The 18,645-nt window shown below is 70.6% G+C and carries 16 protein-coding genes; 13 read left to right on the top strand and 3 right to left on the bottom strand.

Going from position 1 to position 18,645, the window contains the following annotated elements:
- Positions 1–36: 36 nt before the first annotated feature.
- A complete protein-coding gene (locus DBY63_RS24340) occupies positions 37–684 on the bottom strand; it encodes a TetR/AcrR family transcriptional regulator (RefSeq protein ID WP_007158625.1) in 648 nt (215 codons plus the stop codon).
- A 148-nt stretch (positions 685–832) separates the two neighbouring features.
- Here DBY63_RS24340 and DBY63_RS24345 point away from each other — a divergent pair, with 148 nt between their 5' ends.
- From DBY63_RS24345 to DBY63_RS24385, 9 genes are all read left to right on the top strand, one after another.
- Positions 833–1,252 carry a DUF2147 domain-containing protein gene (locus DBY63_RS24345; protein ID WP_027599630.1) on the top strand — a complete coding sequence of 140 codons (420 nt, stop codon included), beginning with the start codon at positions 833–835 and terminating at the stop codon, positions 1,250–1,252.
- A 21-nt stretch (positions 1,253–1,273) separates the two neighbouring features.
- Positions 1,274–2,158 (top strand): TorF family putative porin, encoded by an 885-nt coding sequence (locus DBY63_RS24350; RefSeq protein WP_027599631.1) that lies wholly within the window; start codon positions 1,274–1,276, stop codon positions 2,156–2,158.
- 10 nt (positions 2,159–2,168) lie between these two features.
- Positions 2,169–3,803 (top strand): FGGY-family carbohydrate kinase, encoded by a 1,635-nt coding sequence (locus DBY63_RS24355; RefSeq protein WP_042133742.1) that lies wholly within the window; start codon positions 2,169–2,171, stop codon positions 3,801–3,803.
- Positions 3,800–4,456 carry a class II aldolase/adducin family protein gene (locus tag DBY63_RS24360; RefSeq protein ID WP_027599633.1) on the top strand — a complete coding sequence of 219 codons (657 nt, stop codon included), beginning with the start codon at positions 3,800–3,802 and terminating at the stop codon, positions 4,454–4,456. The genes DBY63_RS24355 and DBY63_RS24360 overlap by 4 nt, the downstream gene beginning before the upstream one ends.
- Positions 4,457–4,464: 8 nt before the next feature.
- On the top strand, positions 4,465–5,946 hold the full coding sequence (locus tag DBY63_RS24365) for an aminotransferase class III-fold pyridoxal phosphate-dependent enzyme (RefSeq protein WP_108583028.1): 1,482 nt from the start codon (positions 4,465–4,467) through the stop codon (positions 5,944–5,946).
- Positions 5,947–5,954: 8 nt separating this feature from the next.
- Positions 5,955–6,575, top strand: a complete 621-nt coding sequence (locus tag DBY63_RS24370) for a hypothetical protein (protein WP_108583027.1) — start codon at positions 5,955–5,957, stop codon at positions 6,573–6,575.
- 22 nt (positions 6,576–6,597) lie between these two features.
- Entirely contained in the window at positions 6,598–7,785 is a 1,188-nt protein-coding gene (locus DBY63_RS24375) for a hypothetical protein (protein WP_108583026.1), read from the top strand.
- A gap of 54 nt (positions 7,786–7,839) precedes the next feature.
- Complete coding sequence (locus DBY63_RS24380) at positions 7,840–9,285, top strand: aldehyde dehydrogenase family protein (protein ID WP_108583025.1); 1,446 nt, start codon at positions 7,840–7,842, stop codon at positions 9,283–9,285.
- Positions 9,286–9,682: 397 nt separating this feature from the next.
- Positions 9,683–10,243, top strand: coding sequence for a ProQ/FinO family protein (locus tag DBY63_RS24385; protein WP_007158634.1), 561 nt, complete (start codon positions 9,683–9,685; stop codon positions 10,241–10,243).
- A 54-nt stretch (positions 10,244–10,297) separates the two neighbouring features.
- Here DBY63_RS24385 and DBY63_RS24390 read toward each other — a convergent pair whose 3' ends face one another.
- On the bottom strand, positions 10,298–11,467 hold the full coding sequence (locus tag DBY63_RS24390) for an ATP-binding protein (RefSeq protein WP_108583024.1): 1,170 nt from the start codon (positions 11,465–11,467) through the stop codon (positions 10,298–10,300).
- The gene (locus tag DBY63_RS24395; RefSeq protein WP_108583023.1) at positions 11,464–12,138 is read right to left on the bottom strand and encodes a response regulator; all 675 of its coding nucleotides are present in this window, start codon (positions 12,136–12,138) and stop codon (positions 11,464–11,466) included. Before DBY63_RS24395 ends, DBY63_RS24390 begins: the two co-directional genes overlap by 4 nt.
- Positions 12,139–12,234: 96 nt before the next feature.
- Between DBY63_RS24395 and DBY63_RS24400 the strand changes: the two genes are divergently transcribed.
- The 4 genes from DBY63_RS24400 to DBY63_RS24415 are packed head-to-tail and all read left to right on the top strand — an operon-like array spanning position 12,235 to position 18,592.
- Positions 12,235–13,674 (top strand): efflux transporter outer membrane subunit, encoded by a 1,440-nt coding sequence (locus DBY63_RS24400; protein WP_108583022.1) that lies wholly within the window; start codon positions 12,235–12,237, stop codon positions 13,672–13,674.
- An 11-nt stretch (positions 13,675–13,685) separates the two neighbouring features.
- The gene (locus DBY63_RS24405; protein ID WP_108583021.1) at positions 13,686–14,471 is read left to right on the top strand and encodes a MipA/OmpV family protein; all 786 of its coding nucleotides are present in this window, start codon (positions 13,686–13,688) and stop codon (positions 14,469–14,471) included.
- Positions 14,472–14,485: 14 nt separating this feature from the next.
- A complete protein-coding gene (locus tag DBY63_RS24410; RefSeq protein ID WP_108583020.1) occupies positions 14,486–15,583 on the top strand; it encodes an efflux RND transporter periplasmic adaptor subunit in 1,098 nt (365 codons plus the stop codon).
- A 3-nt stretch (positions 15,584–15,586) separates the two neighbouring features.
- Positions 15,587–18,592, top strand: a complete 3,006-nt coding sequence (locus tag DBY63_RS24415) for an efflux RND transporter permease subunit (protein ID WP_108583019.1) — start codon at positions 15,587–15,589, stop codon at positions 18,590–18,592.
- The last annotated feature ends 53 nt before the right edge of the window (positions 18,593–18,645 follow it).

Consider the following 18,645-nt stretch of genomic DNA (forward strand, 5'->3'; position numbering starts at 1 on the left):
AGTCCCCACGGATGCTCGCTCCGGCGGGCGAACGGCTCAGCCGTCGCGCAGGCGCCCCAGATGACCGCTGAGCATGGCGGCGACGGTGCGGCAGGTGCTTTCCGCCGGCAGCTCCTCATCGAACAGCAGCTCCACGGTGGAGTGGATCAGCTCGACCACGATCCGCGCGACCTGGGCCACGGCGGCCGGCGGCACGCTGGGCAGCAGCAGCACCAGCAACTCCGTCTGCTGCGCCGCTACCCGGCGGTGCGAATCCAGGCGCACGTGCTCCAGCGAGGGCACCGCGCGCAGCGCCTTGAGGATCCACATGCCACCGGCGGTCTCGGCGGTGACCCGGTAGGTATCCAGCAAAAGCCCGGTCAAGACGTCTTCCACCCGCTCCAAAGGACCGGCCAGCAGCTCGGCATTGATCCGCCCGTCTATCTGCGCATTCTGCTTTTCCAGCAGGCGCCGGCCCAGCTCCTCCAGCAGGGCGTACTTGTTGGGGAAGTAGCGATAGAGCGCCGGCGGGGTCAGCCCGGCGCAGTCGCAGACCAGATTGGTCGACAGCCGCTCGATGCCGACCTGACAGAGCACCTCCGCCGCCGCGGCCAGGATGCGTTCGTAGGTTTCCGCTGCCCGCTGCTGGCTGGGGCGGGCCTTGGGCGTGGCGCGGGAGGATGGAGCGGACTCTTTGGCGACCATGAAAAAGCTCTCGTCTAGACGAAAAAACACCTTGATGGGCAGTAAAATGATAGTTATAACTATCGTGTAGCGATAACTATCATATCAGCAACCGCGTTGCCCTTACTGCCTCCAGCCACAACCACAACAAACAGCAGGAGCCACCTCCATGAAAACACCCCTCGCGCTCGCCGTCGCCCTCTGGGCGCTACCCCTGGCGCCCGCTCTGGCGGCTGACGCCGCACCGGTCCAGGGTCTCTGGCTGACCGCCGATCAGGGCGCCGCCGTCAAGGTCACGCCCTGCGCCGACAACGCGAGTGCCCTGTGCGGCACCATCGTCTGGGACAAGGACGCCGGCAAGGCCAGCGATACCTGCGGCACGCGGGTCTTCCAGATGACGCGTGACGACGGAGGTACCTGGCGCGACGGCTGGGTGTTCGATCCGCGCGATGGCAAGAAATACAAGGGCTACGTCCGCCGCAAGGGCGACGACCTCAACATCCGCGCCTATGTCGGCACCGAGGTGCTCGGCAAGACCGAACAGCTCACCCCGCTGAGCACCCTCCCCGCCACCCCGCACTGCAGCTAAGCCACCGCAAGGAGCGACCCCATGAACCGGATTCTTCACCGCACCCAGGCGGCGGCCCTGCTGTGCCTGAGCGTTCTCGGCAGCGCGGTCCAGGCCGATGACGACCTGGCCAGCTATGCGCTGACCATCACCCCGCGCCTGCTCTCGGACGTGCGCAACCGCAGCATCTCGGACTCGCTCAATCGGCCGGGGGCCAAGGTCACCGTGGAATTCGCCCATGAAAGCGGCCTGATCGGCCTGGCGGAAATCGGCAGCGTGAGCAAGAAGCAGTTCCTCGACGGCGATGGCGCCAACGTCCTGCTGGCTGGCGGCTACCGCTTCGGCGATCCGGAGGCCTGGCACTTTGGCGTGGGGCTGGCAGGGGAATTCTTTCCCGGCGCCCACTTCAAGGCGCCCAGCCGCATCGATCCGGAGACCGGCGCCCCCGATGGCTTTCGCAGCACCAACTACAACAGCCAGTTCGCCGTGCTGGAGATCGGCTACGGGGCCCTGCAGGGGCGCATCCTCAACGTGCTCTCGGAAAACTACCGCGGCGCCAACACCGCCGGCGTCTGCGGCGCCCAGCTGCAATTCAACCCCGACCCCACCAAGGGCCTGGAGTGCTATGCCAAGGGTGAGCACAACTCCCGCGGCAGCCTGCTCTACGACCTTGACTATCGCTACGAGCTGACCCCGCGCACCAGCCTCAAGCTGCACGCCGGCTACCAGCAGATCCGCAATTTCTCCGAGGCCAACTTCAGCGACTACGGCGTCGGCCTGGTGCATCGCCACTGGGGCTTCGACTTCGGCCTGGACTACCTGAGTCCCCATACCCGGGCGCGCGAACTCTACATCGCCGAAGACGGCGACCATCAGCGCGCGACGGACGAGGCCCGCTGGGTACTGTCCGTGGCCCGTCCCTTCTGAGCCGGCGCCCATGAAACCTCACGTCTTCGCCACGCCGCCCGCGCCGGCCCAGGCCACCGCCCTCGACGGCCTGGTGCTGGTGGTGGACCTCGGCACCTCCGGCTGCAAGAGCGCGCTGGTCACCCTTGGCGGCGAGGTGGTCGCCTGGACCTTCCATGGCGTCACCCTGCACGTCGAAGGGCACAGCGCCGAACAGGAACCGGAAGACTGGTGGCAGGCTTTCCTGCGCGGCGCCGGCGAATTGCTGGCGGCGGATCCGGCGCGGCGGCGGCGCGTGGTGGCGGTGTGCTGCTCGACCCAGACCGAGGGCACGGTGTGCGTGGACGCCAACGGCCAAGCCCTGGGCCGGGCGCTGCTCTGGCTGGACATGCGCGGGGCCGAGTCGGTGGCGCGGCGGGTCGGCGGCGGCCGGCTGAAGGTCGCCGGGTATTCGCCCTTCAAGCTGTGGCGCTGGATCCGCCTCACCGGCGGCGCGCCCTCGCTGTCGGGCAAGGATTCCGCCGGGCACATCGCCTACCTGCAGGACCACCAGCCGGAGCGCTATGCGCGCACGGTGAAGTTTCTCAATGTCCTCGACTTCATGAATCTGCGCCTTACCGGTCGCTGCTGCGCCACCGCCGATTCCATCTGCACCGCCTGGATCACCGACAACCGCGATTCGCGCCAGGTGAAGTACGACGCCGGGCTGATCCGCACCCTGGGCTTCGACCGCGACAAGCTGCCCGACCTGGTGGATTCGGCGGAGGTGATCGGCACCCTGACCGGCGCGGTGGCCGACCAGCTCGGCCTGCCGCGCAGCACCCCGGTGGTGGCCGGCTCGGTGGACACCTCGGCGGTGGCGGTGGGTTCGGCGGTGGAGGACTTCGCGCCGCACCTCTATCTCGGCACCTCCTCCTGGCTGGGCGCCCATGTGCCCTTCAAGAAGTCCGATGTCTTGCGCCACATGGCCGCCGTGCCCAGCGCGGTCAAGGGCCGCTACCTGGCCATGGCGCTGCAGACCGCGGCGGGCGCCAACCTGTCGTTCCTGCGCGACAAGGTGCTCTACCACCCGGACGAACTCCTCAGCGACGAACAGCACCCGGATCTCTATGCCCTGCTCGACCGCATCGCCGCCCGGGTGCCGGCCGGCGCCCGCGGGCTGCTCTACACCCCCTGGCTGTATGGCGAGCGCAGCCCGGTGGACGATCCCAGCCTGCGCGCGGCGCTGATCAACCTGTCGCTGGAGCACACGCGGGAAGACATCATCCGCGCCTTTCTCGAGGGGGTGGCACTGAACACCCGCTGGATGCTGGAACCCTTCGGCCGCTTCCTCGGCCGCCGGCCGGAGCGGATCACCGCGGTGGGCGGCGGCGCCCAGTCCAATCTCTGGTGCCAGATCATGGCCGACGTCACCGGCCAGGTGATCGCCCAGCCCGATGCGCCGATCCAGGCCAATGCCCGGGGCTCGGCCTATATCGCCGCCGCCGGCATCGGCGCCCTGGCCTTCAGCGACGTGCCGGCGCTGCAGCGACCGCCGCGTCTCTACCAGCCCTGCCCCCAGGCGCGGGCGCGCTACGACGACAGCTACGCCACCTTTCTCGAAGTCCGCCGGCGCCTGGCGCCGCTCTATCGCCGCCTCAACCCCAACCAGGGAGCCCGACCATGAGCGATACCCTCGAAGCGCGCGAACAGGTGGTCGATCTCTGCCTGCACCTGGTGCGCCGCGGCTTCTTCGCCGCCACCGGCGGCAACCTGGCCCTGCGCCTGGACGCCGAGCGCATCGCGGTGACCCCCTCCGCCCTCGACTACTACCAGATGGGCGCGGAAGACGTCTGCATCCTGCGCCTGGCCGATCTGCACCAGCTCGAAGGCGATCGCGCGCCCTCGGTGGAAACCGGGCTGCACGCCCGGGTGCTGCGGCGCTTTCCGGCGGCGGGCTGCAGCCTGCACACCCACCAGCCGCTGGCCAGCGCCTGCACCCTGCTGGGCGAGGCCCTGAGCGTCGACGATCCCGAGCGCTGGCCCGAACTGGGCCGCCGCCTGCCGCTGGTGGGCTATGCCCCCTCCGGTACCGGCTGGCTGGCCAAGCGCCTGGACCGCGCCCTGAGCGCCGAGAGCCCGGCCTATCTGCTGCGCAACCATGGAGTGCTCTGCTACGGCGCCAGCGCGCGCCAGACCCTGGCGGTGCTGGAGCAGCTGGAAGCCTTCTGCGAGCACTACCTGGTCGGTCGTATCGCCAGCCGCCCAGGTGTCTCCGCAGCCGACAGCCTGGCGCGCCAGCGCCTGCTGACCACCCTCACCGCCTCCCTCCCGTCCTGAGGTCCGCCATGAATCAGCCCCTGACCACCCCGCCGCCCCTGGTACCCACGCCTCCGGCGATTTCCGCCTGGCCGGATACCGAGACGCTCTATCGCCGTTTCGACGCCCTGGTCAAACAGCCCATGCGCCCGCTGCGCCGCGAGGCGCTGGCCAAGGTCATGGGCTATTTCGACGAGCGCTGCCAGGGCTCGCGGCGGCTCGCCGAAGAAGCCAAGCGCTTCATTCCCGGGGGCATCCAGCACAACCTGGCGTTCAACCATCCCTTCCCCCTGGCCATCGCCCGGGCGGAGGGCGCCCACCTCACCGACGTCGACGGCAACCAGTACATCGACTTCCTCCAGGCCGGCGGCCCCACCCTGCTCGGCTCCAATCATCCCGGCGTGCGCGACCAGGTGCAGCACATCCTCGCCGAGTGCGGCCCGGTCACCGGCCTGCTGCACGAATACGAGGTCAAGCTGGCCGAACTGGTCTGCCAGAGCGTGCCCGGCATCGACCAGGTGCGGCTGCTGGGTTCGGGCACCGAGGCGGCCATGGCCGCGGTACGCCTGGCGCGGGCCTATACCGGGCGCCGCTGGATCATCAAGATCGGCGGCGCCTACCACGGCTGGAGCGATCAGCTGGTGTACGGCATGCGCCTGCCCGGCACCGGGCGCATGGAGGCCCTCGGCATTCCCCGGGGCGCCACCGCCCACACCCAGGAAAGCCCGCCCAACGACCTCGAGGCCCTGCGCCGGCGGCTGCAATTCAATCGCCTGCGCGGCGGCACCGCGGCGGTGCTGGTGGAACCCTTCGGCCCGGAGAGCGGCACCCGCCCGGTGCATCCGCACTTCAACCGCGAGGTGCGCAAGCTCTGCGACGAATTCGGCGCCCTGCTGATCTTCGACGAGGTGGTGACCGGTTTCCGCGCCGGCATGGGTGGGGCCCAGGGCTACTTCAAGGTGCTGCCGGACCTCACCGTGCTCGGCAAATGCCTGACCGGCGGCTACCCCATGGCCGGGGCCCTGGGCGGCAAGGCCGAGGTCATGCAGCTGCTGGTGGGCGGCATCGGCACCTCGTCGAAGCGCGCCTTCGTCGGCGGCACCCTGTCGGCCAATCCGCTGTGCTGCGTGGCCGGCTACTACGCCCTCAAGGAGATCCAGCGGCTCGACGCCGCCGGCCAGGCCGGCCGCGCCGGCGATCGACTGCGCCAGGGCCTGGAGGAGATCATCCAGCGCCGCAACCTGCCCTATGTCGCCTACAACCTGGGCTCCATCGTCCACCTGCAGACCTCCGGGGTGCTGCTGCTCGACACCGGCAACCCGCTCAAGCTGCTGCGGGTGCGCAACGAGGCCAAGGCGCGCAAGCACATGATGGAAGAGATGGGCGCGGCCTATACCGCCCATGGCCTCATCACCCTGGCCGGCAGCCGCATCTACACCAGCCTGGCCGACACCGACGCCGTGATCGACGACGCTCTGGAGCGTTTCGACCGGGTCTTCCAACTGGTATGAGGCCGCCCATGAAAGCCGAATCGCGCCAGCAATGGCTGGATCTGCAGCAGCGTCTGGCCCGCCAGGGCGAGCGCTCGGCCCTGGCCCTGTCGGTGCGCATACCGGGGGCGGCGAGCTTCTGGTACGGCACCCTGGGCGATGCCGCGCCCTGCGAGATCGAGCTGGCCCGCCGCAGCGGCGCCGCCCTGGATCATGCACTCGTCTACCGGTCGCGACCGGATGTCGGCGCCATCATCCAGGGCGCGGGGCGCTACGGGCAGCATGTGGCGGACTTCGGCGGCCAGTTGCCGGACCTGTTCGACGAGCAGGCCCGGCACCTGGGGCGGATGGCGCCCGCGGTGGCCCGGGGCGATGCCCTGGCGGAAGCCCTGGCCGCGCGCGGCAACGTCCAGCTGCTCGGCGGCCAGCCACTGTGCCTGGGGACCACCGCCAGTCGCGCCGCCCTCAATGTCGAGCTGTTCGAGAAATGCGCCAAGGCCTACACCCTGGCCCAGGCCACCGGCGCGGTGCTCACCCGCCTGCCCTGGTGGGTGGTGCTGATCGCCACCCGCCGACTCCAGCGCGACCAGCGCGCCGCCGCCGAGGCCTTTCGTCAGGGCCGGCTGCCGGCGGAAAGCCGTGGTTACTAGCCACTCTTCGAAGGTAGACCCCATGACCGTCACCGCGCCCGCTCCGCCTCGCCAGGTCCAAGCCGCGCTGCTGCTGGGCTCCCTGGCGCTGCTCATCCTCGGCCTGCAGCCGCTGCTGCTCGGCGAGCTGTTCACCAGTGGCCGGGCCAGCCTCGACGGCCTCGGCCTGGTGGCCATGGGTGAGATCGTCGCCCTAGGCCTGGGCGTGATCGCCGGTGAGGCCCTGGGCCCGCGCCTGGGGCTGCCAGCCGTACTGTGGCCGGCGACGCTGCTGGCGGTCGCCGCCGACCTGGCCAGCGCCCACGCCAGCGGTGATCTGCCGTTGCTCGGCCTGCGCGCCCTGGCCGGTCTCGGCGAAGGCCTGCTGCTCTGGGCGGCGGTGGCGCTGATCGTCCGTCAACCCACCGCCGAGCGGCTGTCCGGCCTGTTCATGGCTCTGCAGACCTTTTGCCAGGGCCTGCTGGCCGCCCTGCTGGCGCTGTGGATCCTGCCCCGGCTGGGCAGCGCCGGCGGCTTCCGGCTGCTGGCCGGTGTCACCGCCCTGGCCCTGCCGCTGACCATCGCCCTGCCACGCCGGCTGGCGGCAGTGGACGTCCCTGGCAGCGCGCCGGTCCGCCATAGATGGCGACTGCCCCAGGCACTGCTGCTGGCCTTCGTCGGTTGCCAGCTGGCCGCCATCGGCGCGCTCTGGGCCTATCTGGAACCCTATGGCGAAGCCCTCGGACTGGACGCCAGCCAAGCCCAGACCCTGATCGCCGCCAGCTTCGCCGCCCAGTTGCTCGGCGGCCTGGCCGGCGCGGTCCTGGTGGCCTGGCTGCCGGCCGCCACCACCCTGACCCTGGCGACCCTGACGCTGGGCAGCCTGGCCGCGCTGATCTATGGCCTGGCGCCGGGGGCGCACCTGAGTTTCGTGCTGCTGTGCCTGACCTTCACCTTTCTCTGGCAGACCCTCACCCCCTTCCAGATCAGCCTGGCCCTGCGGCTGGACGCCAGTGGCCGCGTCGCCACCCTGGTGCCCTCGCTGCAACTGCTCGGCTGCGCCGCAGGCCCGGCGCTGGCGTCGCTCTGGCTGCAGGGCGCCGCGGTCCGACCGGCCGCCCTCACCAGCGCCCTGCTCGCCCTGCTGGCCCTGGGGCTGGCGGCCCTGCTCGCGCTCAGTGCCCGCGGCCCCCGGCTGGTGCCGCGCTGGCGCTGGCAGCGCCCAGGCTGAATACTGCCGTCGTCGCCGTATCGTCCCCTTCCTGCCCCCTTGCGGACTGCTGCCATGAATGCGCTCCTCCCCGATCCCGCTCCCGCCCTGGTCGACCCCGAGATGCTGCAGCGGCTGTTCGCCGCCCAGGGACCGCGTGCCCTGGCCCTGCGCGGTTCCAGCGCCGCCGAGCGCCTGAGCCTGCTGCAGCGCCTCCATGGCGCCCTGGTGGCGCGGCGGGGGGCGCTCTATGCGGCCTTTCGCCAGGACTTCGGCAAGCCCGAGGTGGAGGTGGAACTGTCGGAGATCATGCCGGTGCTGGAAGAGATCCAGCACGCGCGCCGCCACCTGCGCCGCTGGATGAAGCCACGGCGGGTGCGCCCGACCCTGACGTCCCTCGGCTGCCCGGCGCACATCCACAGCCAGCCGCGCGGGCGCTGCCTGATCATCGGCCCCTGGAACTACCCGGTCTCCACCCTGCTCGGCCCCCTGGTGTCGGCCTTGGCGGCTGGCAACAGCGTGATGCTCAAGCCCTCGGAATTCACCCCGGCGGTCAATGCGGTGCTGCGCGAACTGCTGACCGAGGCCTTCACCCCGGACACCGTGGCCTTTTGCGAAGGCGACGTCTCCACCGCCCAGGCACTGCTGGCGCTGCCCTTCGACCACTTCTTCTTTACCGGTTCCACCGCCGTGGGCCGCCTGGTGATGCAGGCCGCTGCCCGGCACCTGGCCTCGGTGACCCTGGAGCTGGGCGGCAAGTCGCCGGCGATCATCGACGCCAGCGCCGACCTGGATGCCGCCGCCGAGCTGCTGCTCTGGGGCAAATTCCTCAATGCCGGCCAGTCCTGCGTGGCGCCCGATCATGTCTTCGTCGCCCGCCGCCTGCTGCCGGCCTTCAAGGAGCGCTGTCGCGCCCTGCTGGTGCAGCGCTACGGCACCGATGCCGCGGCCAGCCCGGACTACGCCCGACTCATCCATCAACGCCACGCCAGCCAGCTGATCGGGCTGCTGGAACAGGCCCGGGCCGCCGGTGCGCAGCTGATCCATGGCGGCGCGCACGATGTGGCCGGGCGCTATCTCGCCCCGACCCTGCTGGATTGCTCGGCCATCGACAGCCCCCTGGACAGCCAGGAGCTGTTCGGTCCGCTCCTGCCGGTGATCGCCTACGACGACCTGGAAGAGGTGCTGCAGCGCATCGACGCCGGGCCCAAGCCCCTGGCGCTCTATCTCTGGAGTCGCGACCGCGACATCCAGCAGCGAGTCATCGCCCGCACCAGCTCCGGCAGCGTCGGCCTCAATCTGTGCATGCAGCAGTACACCCAGCTGCACCTGCCCTTTGGCGGCGTCAATCACTCCGGCAGCGGCAGCGCCCATGGCCAGGCCGGTTTTCGCACCTTTTCCCACGAGCGCAGCGTGCTCGCCGCCGGTCCGCTGCTGGCCGTTCGTCTGCTGCTGCCGCCCTATTCGCCCTTCAAGCTGCGGCTGGCGCAATGGGTGTCGCGCCTGACCGGAGGCGGCTAGGTCCAGTACGAGAAGTGCCTGCGCATCGGCGATGCTTCGTTGAAAAACCCCTGGATCGCCAGCCCGGTCGGAATGCTCCTTTACCGCACGTACACTGCGCTCCCTCTGCTTTTTGGTTGGTGAGCGCTACCCCTTTGAGCAGCCTTGGGCGGTTACTCCCGTTGGTCGTTTCAATCCGCCTCACCTTCGCTCGGCGACTTTCGTACCGGACCTGGAAAACGCCCAGCAGGGCACACCATCCGCCGGGAATGACGCCGCCAAGGATGCACGAGCGGCAAACCAGCCTTTAGAATGACGGGCCGCCAGCCTTGGGCGTGCCGATCTGCGATTGGCGCGGTCCAAGCCCGGCATGGGTTACCCTTGCACGTGAATTCTATTTGGAGCGGTGAGCTGAACGATGGGCTTTGAGCAACTAGCTGAACTACGCGACCGCCTGCGGGCCGAAAAAGCGCAGGTAAAGACCGAGAGCAACGAGCGGCCGGCGCGGAGACCTTCACCGAAAGCCAAGCCCCGCGAGCAGAAGCCCCGCGAGCAGGATCCGGTGGTCGAAGGCATCCGCCGTCTGCAAAAGCACTTCCCGCTGGCCTTCCCGGTCAATCCGGCACCCAAGGTGCCGCTCAAGGAAGGCATCCTGAAGGACGCCGAGCAGCACCTTGAGCGCCTGGGCATCACCGGTGATCAGCTCAAGCAGTCGATCGCCACCTGGTGTCGCGGCACCCGCTACTGGGCGGCCATGACCGAAAACGCCCCGCGCCTGGATCTGGATGGCCAGCCGGCTGGCACCGTGACCGCCTCCCAGGCGGTCTATGCCAAGCAGCAGGCACGCCGCCAGCGCGCCCAGGCCCGCCGTGAGCAGGCCAAGGCCAAGGCGGACACCGCCGCGCCTGCCGAAGCGCAAGCGCAAGCGCCTGCAGCGGCCGAGACCGTTGCCGCTCCCGCAGACGACGCCTCCGCCTGAGCCCCGCTGCCCCTGTCGCCCAGACAGGGGCAGTCGTTCCAGACGCCCGCCGCGTTAGGACAGCCGTCCCGGCAACTCGATGCGCATGACCGTCCCCCCACCCTCGCGCCCCAGGGCGACGATGCGGCCCTGATGCGCCGCGCAGATGGCGCGGGCGATGGACAGGCCCAGGCCACTGCCGCCAAGGTGCCGTGCCCGGGAGCTGTCGGCGCGCCAGAAGCGGTGAAAGACCCGCTCGCGATCGGCTTCGGCGATGCCCGGGCCGCGATCCCGGAATTCCAGCACCAGGCCCTCGGCCAGGGCCAGCTGGACGATCTCCAGTTCGCCGCCGCTGGCGCCATAGCGCAGGAAGTTTTCCAGCAGGATGTTGAGCAACTGGCCGATGCGATGGCGGTCGGCGTACAGCCGTTGGCGGGGATCCAGTTCCAGGCGCAGCTGGATGGCCTCGGCCTGCAGCTGGGGCGCGAACCAGGCCAGCCGCTCCTCAACCAATGCCGCCAGGGCGAAGGGCCGCTGATCCAGCGCCAGTTGCCCGGCCTCGGCCAGCGACAGGGTGTGCAGATCGCCCACCAGGGTGTTGAGCAGGTCGAGCTGGCGCTTGACCATCTGCAACTGGCGGGCATCGGCGGGAAAGACCTCGTCGAGGATGCCCTGCACCCGCACCGAGGCGGCGTTGAGCGGGGTGCGCAGCTCATGGGCGAGGATGGCGCTGGAATCCCGCACGTCGCGCTCGTATTGCTGCAGCCGCGCGGTGAGGCTGTTGAAGTCCAGCGCCAGGCGGCGCAATTCCGCTGGCGCCGTCTCGGCCACCTCCAGGCGGGTCTCCAGATCGCCGGAGGCCACCCGCCGCGCCGCCGCGGCGATGGCGGAGAACTGGCTCGACAGCGGGCGTGACAGCCGAAAGCCGGCCAGCAGGATCAGCGGCACGGCCGCCAGCAGCAGCCCCGCCAGCACCCACCAGTCGCGGCTGGCGATGCCGGGCAGGAAATAGCGCACCGGATAGTAGTGGCTGAACAGCGCCCAGAGTCGCGCCTCGTTTTCCTCTGGATCGGCGCGCAGCTGGAGGATTTCCGCCCGCGCCGCCTGGGGCACCTGGCGCAGCACCCACCAGTCGCCAAAGAGAAACCAGAGGTACATGCCGGCGGCGATCAGCAGCACCGCGCCCAGGGCCAGCAGGCTCATGCGCCAGCCGACCCAGCGCCCCAGCGGGGCCTGGCGCTTCATGAAAAGCGATAGCCAATGGCGCGCACCGTCACCGGCACGCCGGGAAGGCCCGCCGCTTCCAGCTTGCGCCTGAGGTTGTGCAGGTGGGTGTCCACCACCCGCGCCAGGGCCTCGCTTTCCGGCAGGCAGCGCTCCAGCAATTCCTCGCGGGTAAAGGCCTTGTGCGGAGTGCGCATCAGGGTGGCGAGCAGGCCGAATTCGGTGGGCGTCAGCTCCAGGGCGCGTGCCTTGACGGTGGCGCTGAAACGTTCCAGATCCACCGTCAGGGCGCCATGGCGCAGCCAGCGGTCATCGCGCGGCGCCTGGTGGCAGCGGCGCAGCACCGCGTGCACCCGCGCCACCACCTCCTTGGGGTTGTAGGGCTTGACCACGTAGTCGTCGGCGCCATACCGCAGGGCGCCGAGCTTTTCCGGCTCGTCGCCGATGGCGGTCACCATGATCACCGGGGTATCCCCGGCGCGGCGGATCTGCGCCAGCACCTCGGTGCCACCGAGGCGCGGCAGCATCATGTCGAGCAGCACCAGATCGGGTCGCTCGCGCTGGAAGAGTTCCAGCCCCTGGCGACCGTCTTCGGCGAGGATGACCGCGAAGCCGTCGCGCAGCAGATAGGCCTCCAGCACGCTGGCGCTGTCGGCGTCGTCTTCGACGATGAGTATGAGTTTGTCGCCCACGTCCGCTCTCTTGATCGAATCTCGACAATTCGCCGAAGGAATCTTGATTCGGCGTCCATAGGCTGCGACCCATGCCTTGCACCGGGTCCGCCTGCCATGCCTTCACTCGCCGCTTCCATCACCTGCCAGTTGCTGCTGATCGGTCTGCTAGGCCTCAGCGGTTGCTCGCTGATTCCCGACTACCAGCGGCCGCCCCTGCCGGTGCCCGCGCACCAGGGGCTGTGGCAGCGGCAGGACGCTGCCCCCGCGGTGGGCGTTGATCTCAGCCCTGACGAGCGCCAACTGCTGGCCGCGGTCAGCGCTGACGCTCTCCTGCCAGCGCTGGTGGGCCAGGCGCTGGCGGGCAATCGAGACTACCGGATAATCCAGCTCAGGGTCGAGCAGGCACGGGCGCAGCTGGGCGCGCGCCAGGCCGACCGCTGGCCCACCTTGGGCCTGGCGGTGCAGCGGCCGCGCCAGCGCTTCGCCGACCAGGCGCTGGACGAGCGCTACCAGCAGGACCTGGCCACCGCCACCCTCGGCGTGGACGCCTTCGAACTGGACTTCTTCGGGCGGGTAGCCAGCCTCGGCGAAGAGGCCCGCCACCAACTGTTGGCCAGCGCCTATGGCCAGCAGGCCGCGCGCGGCGCCTTGGTAGCCGAGGTGGCGCGCCTTTTCCTGCTGGCCCGCGAGGCCGATGCCCAGGTCTTCAGCGCCCAGGCCATGGCGGCCCTCAGCGATGAGCTGGTGCAGCGGACCCGGGCACGCATCGCCGCCGGCGACCTGGCCCCGGCTGCCCTGGAGCCCCTGACCCAGGCCGCCCTGGACGCACGCCAACTGGAGCAACAGCGCCTGAGCCAACGCACCCAGGCCTATGGGGCGCTGGCCTGGGTCACCGGCTACCGGCTGGCGCCCTCGCCCAGCGCTGCGCCTGCCCCGGCCGGTCCGCCGCCGGAACTGCCGGGCGAGCTGGCCGACCTGCCCTCCAGCCGCCTGCTGGAGCGTCTCGACGTGCGCGCGGCCGAGGAGCGCCTGCAGGCGGCCAACGCCAGCATAGGCGCGGCCCGCGCCGCCTTTTTCCCGAGCATTCGCCTGAGCACCGCGGTGGGCCTGGCCAGTCCGCAATTGCAGGACCTGTTCAGCGCCGGCCAGGGGCTGCGCCTGCTGACGCCGTCGCTGTCCCTGCCGCTGTTCGACGGCGGGCGCAACCAGGCCAACCTGGACGCCGCCAGGACCGCTCGCGACCTGGCCCTGGCCGCCTACGAACGCACCCTGCAGGACGCCTTTCACGAACTGGCCGACGGCCTGGAAGAGCGCCGCCTGCTGCTCGCGCAGCGGCAGACCCTGGCCGCCCAGCTGCAGTTGAGCCAGGCGCGCCGCCAGCGTCTGGCGCGCCAGTGGCAGGCCGGGGCCGGCGATCCCGGCGCGAGCCTGCAGGCCGGTCTCGACGGGTTGCGCGCCGGCGAGGCGCTGCGCCAGACCGGCCAGGCCCTGCGCCTCAATCGCCTGCGCCTGTACCGCGCCCTGCACGGCCTCGACCACCCTTCCGCCACCTGAGAGGACTCGCCATGACCCGTACCACCCTGCTGCCGCTGCTGCTCTGCCTGACACCCCTGGCCGCCCAGGCGGCCGACGCCTCGCCCTGGGGTGACCACACCGACGTCAGCCTCGGCCTGGTGGCCGGCGCGGTCAGTCGCTACATGGGTTCGGCCGCCTACCGGCCGCAGTTGCTGCCGCTGGTGGTGGTGCAGCGTGGGCCCTTCTTTGCCGACACCAGTCGCGGCCTCGGCCTGCAATGGCAGTCGGCCCAGGGACTGACCCTCAGCGGCGCCCTGAACTACGACTTCGGCCGCGATGACCGCGACAACGCCTCGCGGCCAGGCGCCGACCGCTTGAAGGGTATGGGCGAGGTCGACGGCGCCACGGTGCTGGACCTCAATCTGAGCCAGGCCCTGGCGCCCTGGCTCAGCCTCAACGCCGAGGGCGAATGGCGACTGGCCGGGGCCCAGCGCGGCAATCGCTATCGCCTGGGCGTGGAAGCCATCGGCCTGCACACCGACCAGGACACCCTGGCGCTGGATCTCGACGCCCACGCTGGCGACCGCCGCTTCAACCAGACCTATTTCGGCGTCACCGCCGCCCAGAGCGCCGCCAGCGGCTTCGCCCCGGCGCGGCTCGACCGGGGCATCTATGCCTATTCCGCCGCGCTGAACTGGTTGCACGCCTTCGATCCGCACTGGAGTTCGGTGGCGACCCTGACCACCACCTACTACGGCGACCAGGCACGCGACAGCCCGCTGCGGCAGCGCGCCACCGACACCACCGCCCAAGTCGCCCTGACCTACAGCTTCTGATCCTGGAGCCCGCCATGCCCGGCCCGCGCCTGACCTCCGCCCTCACCTTCCTCTTGCTGCTGCCCCTGCTGGGCGGCTGTTCACCCGATGAACGCCCCGGTCCGGTGCCCCTGCGCACCGTCAAGCTCGCGCCGGTCGCGCGCCTTGCGCCCCAGGCCCCGCTGCTACCCGGCCTGGTGCGCCAGCCGCACAGCTCGGCGCTGGCCTTCGAAAATGGCGGCCGGGTGCTGAGGGTGGCCGTGGACGTGGGTGCCCGGGTCGCGGCCGGGCAACTGCTCGCCGAGCAGGACGCCGAACCGGCACGCCTGCGCCTGGCCCAGGCCAGCGCTCGGGTGCAGGCCGCTCGGGTGGAGCTGGACCAGCGCCGCGCCGGGCAGCGGCGTGCTCGGCAGCTGTTCGCCGACGGCAACCTGGCCAAGGCCGAGCTGGAAGCCGCCGACGCAGCCCTGGGTGCGGCCCAGGCCCAGCAAGGAGGCGCCGAGGCGGAACTGGACCTGGCGCGCCGCGCCCTGGCCCAGACCCGGCTGATAGCGCCCTTCGCTGGCCAGATCGTCCTGCGCGCGCCGCAGCCGCTGCGGCTGGTGGGCGCGGGCGAGACCCTGTTCGGGCTGCAGGCCGACGGCGAACGTCAGGTGGTGGTGCAGGTGCCGGCCGCCCTGGCCCAGGGGCTGGCGCCCGGCACTCAGGCCCAGGCCTATGCCACGCGCGACGGCGCGCCCCTGCCGCTCCGGCTGGTCGGTCTTTCACCGCGTGCCGAGCAGGGCCTGCTGCAGGAAGCGGTCTTCGCCCTCGACCAGCAGGCACCGGCCCTGCCCAGCGGCAGCCTGCTGGACGTGCGTCTGCCTCTGCCGGCCCAGGCGCAGCTGGCCGTGCCCCTGGGCGCGCTGCTGCCCGGTCAGAGCGGCAGCGCCGGTCAGGTCTATGTCTACCAGCCGGAGACCCAGCAGGTGAAACCGCGCCCGGTCACGGTGGCGGCCCTGCAGCAGGGCCAGGCGCTGATCGCCAGCGGTCTCGCCGAGGGTGACCAGATCGTGGTGGCCGGCGCCGCCTTCCTGCGCGCGGGCGAGCATGTGCTGCCCTATCGGCCCGGCACCGTGCTCACGGGGGAGTAAGTTATGTCCCTGACCGCTTTCGCCCTGCGCCGGGGTCGCCTGGTGCTCTTTGTCGCCCTGGCCCTGCTGCTCGGCGGTCTCTATGCCTTTCTCGGCTTTCCCTCCCAGGAGGAGCCCAGCGTCACGGTGCGCGACGCCCTGGTCAGCGTCGCCCTGCCCGGCCTGCCCAGCGACCGGGTGGAAGAGCTGCTGGCCAAGCCGCTGGAAGACCGGCTGCGCGAATTGCCCGAACTCAAGACCCTGGTGACCACCCTGAGACCCGGCCAGGCCATCGTCCAGCTCACCGCACGGGACGAGATCACGGACCTGCCGGCGCTCTGGCAACGGGTGCGCAACAAGGTCGCCGAGGTGGCGCAAGAGCTGCCCGAAGGCACCCAGGGGCCGGTGGTGGACGACGACTTCGGCCGGGTGGCAGTGGCGTCCATCGCCGTGACCGCGCCCGGCTTCAGCCCGAGCGAACTGCGCAGCGAAGCCGAACGGCTGCGTCGGGCGCTCTATGATCTGCCCGGGGTGGATCGCATCGCCCTCTATGGCCTGCAGGAAGACCGCGTCACCCTCGACCTTGACGCCACCGCCCTGGCGCGGACCGGTCTTTCGCCCCAGGCCCTGCTGGCGCAGCTGCGGGCGCGCAACGCACTGGTCAGCGGCGGCAGCCTGCGCCAGGGCGACCGTACGCTGAGCCTGGCCATCGGCGGCGAACTGGCCGATCCCGCCGCGCTGCGCGCCGTGCCGATCCAGCTGGCCGACGGCCGCGCCGTGCCCCTGGCCGAGCTGGCCCAGGTGCGGGTCGAACCCGCGCAGCCGGTGCGCAGCGCCGCCTTCTATCGCGGCGAGCGCGCCCTGGTGCTGGGCATCGCCATGACCCCGGGACGCAACGTGGAAGCCTTCGGCGCTGCGCTGCACGACCGGCTCAAGGCCCTGGAGGCCAGTCTGCCCGCCGGGTTCGCCCTGCACCGGGTGACCTTCCAGGCCGAGGTGGTCCATCACGCCATGGCGCGCATGCAGCACGTGCTGATGGAGACCATGGTGATCGTCATGGCGGTGGTCATGCTGTTCCTGGGTTGGCGCCTGGGACTGATCGTCGGCGCCATCGTGCCGCTCACGGTACTGGCCACCCTGCTGGTCATGCGCGCCCTGGGCATCGAACTGCAGACGGTGTCCATCGCCGCGCTGATCCTGGCGCTGGGACTGCTGGTGGACAACGGCATTGTCATCGCCGAAGACATCGAACGACGCCTGCGCGCCGGCGAGGACCGCCGCGCCGCCTGCGAGGCCGCCGGCCGGACCCTGGCCATCCCGCTGCTCACCTCGTCGCTGGTGATCATCCTGGCCTTCTCGCCGTTCTTTCTCGGCCAGACCAGCACCAATGAATACCTGAGGTCCCTGGCCGTGGTGCTGGCGCTCACCCTGCTGGGCTCCTGGGCGCTCAGCCTGACGGTGACGCCGCTGCTCTGCCTGCGCCTGGTGCCGGATCCCACCCATACCGGCGCCAGCACCGACAGCGCCCTGCACCGGGGCTATCGCCGACTGCTGGAAGCCCTGCTGCGGCACCGGCTGGCCTATCTGCTGGCCATGCTCGGGCTGCTGGTGCTGGCCACCCTCAAGGTGCTCAGCCTGCCCTACGACTTCCTGCCGCCTTCGGATCGCAATCAGTTCCAGATCCCCGTCCAGCTGGAACCCGGCACCTCGGCCGAGCGCACCCTGGACCTCATGCAGGGCTTCAGTCGCTGGCTGGGCGCGGATGCCGATATCGTCGAAAGCATCGGCTACGTCGCCGACGGCGGGCCGCGCATCGTGCTGGGACTCAATCCGCCGTTGCCCGGTCCCAATGTCGCCTATTTCACCGTGACCACTCGCCCGGACGCCGATCTCGCCCAAGTGATGACGCGCGTCGGGAATGAGCTGGCGCGCGGCTATCCCGAGGTGCGCGCCCAGCCCAAGCGCTTTTCCCTGGGCACCACCGAGAGCGGCCTGGCGGTCTATCGCCTGAGCGGGCCGGACGAGGCGGTCCTGCGTCAGCTGGGCACCGATCTTGCCGACCTGCTCGCCGCCGTCCCCGGGACCCGCGACATCCAGGACGACTGGGGTCCGCGGCTGCTGCGCTATCAGGTCGAGGTCGACCCGGCCCGGGCCCGCGCCGCCGGACTCGACCGGCGCGACCTGGCCCAGACGCTGCAACTGGCCGGCGACGGCCTGAGCGGCGCCCGGTTGCGCGATGGCCAGTATGCGGTCGAGATCGCCGTGCGCAGCCCTGCCCCTGACGGCGATCCAGGCAGCCTGCTGGTCTATCCCCAGGGCGGCGGCGCGCCGCTGCCGCTGGCGGCGGTGGCCCGGATCGAGCTGGCCAGCGAGGCCGGGGTCAAGGTCAGACGCAATCTGCAGCGCACCCTCACGGTCAGCGCGCGCAATCCCGGCATGACCGCCGCCACCCTGGTCGCCACCCTCGCGCCCCAGTTGCCGACCCTGCAGTTGCCGCCCGGCTACCGCCTGGAGCTGGGCGGCGAGAGCGAGGATTCCGCCGCCGCCAACGACGCCCTGCTGCGCTACCTGCCGCTGGCCGCCGTGGCCATGCTGCTACTGTTCCTCTGGCAATTCGACTCCTGGCGCAAGGTGCTCATCATCGTTGCCAGCATCCCCTTCATCCTCATCGGCGTGGCCCTGGCGCTCTGGCTGAGTGGCCATCCCTTCGGCTTCATGGCCACCTTCGGACTGCTGTCCCTGGCCGGCATCATCGTCAACAACGCGGTCTTGCTGCTCGAACGCATCGAAGCCGAACGCCAGGCCGGCAAGCCCCTGGTGCCGGCGCTGCTCGACGCCGCCGGCGAGCGCCTGCGGCCGATCATCATGACCAAGCTGACCTGCATCCTCGGTCTCATCCCGCTGATGCTCTTTGCCGGCCCCCTGTGGACGGGCATGGCCATCAGCATGATCGGCGGCCTGGCCCTGGGCACCCTGGTGACCCTGGGGCTGATCCCGGTGCTCTGTGGCCTGCTCCATGGGCGCCGTTAGCGGGCAACCGGGCGCGCGAAGGCGCCGCTTCGCTGGCGCAAAGGCGGGGTGAC

The organism is Pseudomonas sp. RIT411 (assembly GCF_003057735.2).
Taxonomy (GTDB): domain Bacteria; phylum Pseudomonadota; class Gammaproteobacteria; order Pseudomonadales; family Pseudomonadaceae; genus Chryseomonas; species Chryseomonas oryzihabitans.

Coding starts and splice junctions, on each gene's coding strand:
- DBY63_RS24405 (WP_108583021.1), top strand. CDS start 13,686: ATGACCCGTACCACCCTGCTGCCGCTGCTGCTCTGCCTGACACCCCTG.
- DBY63_RS24400 (WP_108583022.1), top strand. CDS start 12,235: ATGCCTTCACTCGCCGCTTCCATCACCTGCCAGTTGCTGCTGATCGGT.
- DBY63_RS24370 (WP_108583027.1), top strand. CDS start 5,955: ATGAAAGCCGAATCGCGCCAGCAATGGCTGGATCTGCAGCAGCGTCTG.
- DBY63_RS24355 (WP_042133742.1), top strand. CDS start 2,169: ATGAAACCTCACGTCTTCGCCACGCCGCCCGCGCCGGCCCAGGCCACC.
- DBY63_RS24340 (WP_007158625.1), bottom strand. CDS start 684: ATGGTCGCCAAAGAGTCCGCTCCATCCTCCCGCGCCACGCCCAAGGCC.
- DBY63_RS24390 (WP_108583024.1), bottom strand. CDS start 11,467: ATGAAGCGCCAGGCCCCGCTGGGGCGCTGGGTCGGCTGGCGCATGAGC.
- DBY63_RS24350 (WP_027599631.1), top strand. CDS start 1,274: ATGAACCGGATTCTTCACCGCACCCAGGCGGCGGCCCTGCTGTGCCTG.
- DBY63_RS24365 (WP_108583028.1), top strand. CDS start 4,465: ATGAATCAGCCCCTGACCACCCCGCCGCCCCTGGTACCCACGCCTCCG.
- DBY63_RS24415 (WP_108583019.1), top strand. CDS start 15,587: ATGTCCCTGACCGCTTTCGCCCTGCGCCGGGGTCGCCTGGTGCTCTTT.
- DBY63_RS24345 (WP_027599630.1), top strand. CDS start 833: ATGAAAACACCCCTCGCGCTCGCCGTCGCCCTCTGGGCGCTACCCCTG.
- DBY63_RS24375 (WP_108583026.1), top strand. CDS start 6,598: ATGACCGTCACCGCGCCCGCTCCGCCTCGCCAGGTCCAAGCCGCGCTG.
- DBY63_RS24360 (WP_027599633.1), top strand. CDS start 3,800: ATGAGCGATACCCTCGAAGCGCGCGAACAGGTGGTCGATCTCTGCCTG.
- DBY63_RS24410 (WP_108583020.1), top strand. CDS start 14,486: ATGCCCGGCCCGCGCCTGACCTCCGCCCTCACCTTCCTCTTGCTGCTG.
- DBY63_RS24380 (WP_108583025.1), top strand. CDS start 7,840: ATGAATGCGCTCCTCCCCGATCCCGCTCCCGCCCTGGTCGACCCCGAG.
- DBY63_RS24385 (WP_007158634.1), top strand. CDS start 9,683: ATGGGCTTTGAGCAACTAGCTGAACTACGCGACCGCCTGCGGGCCGAA.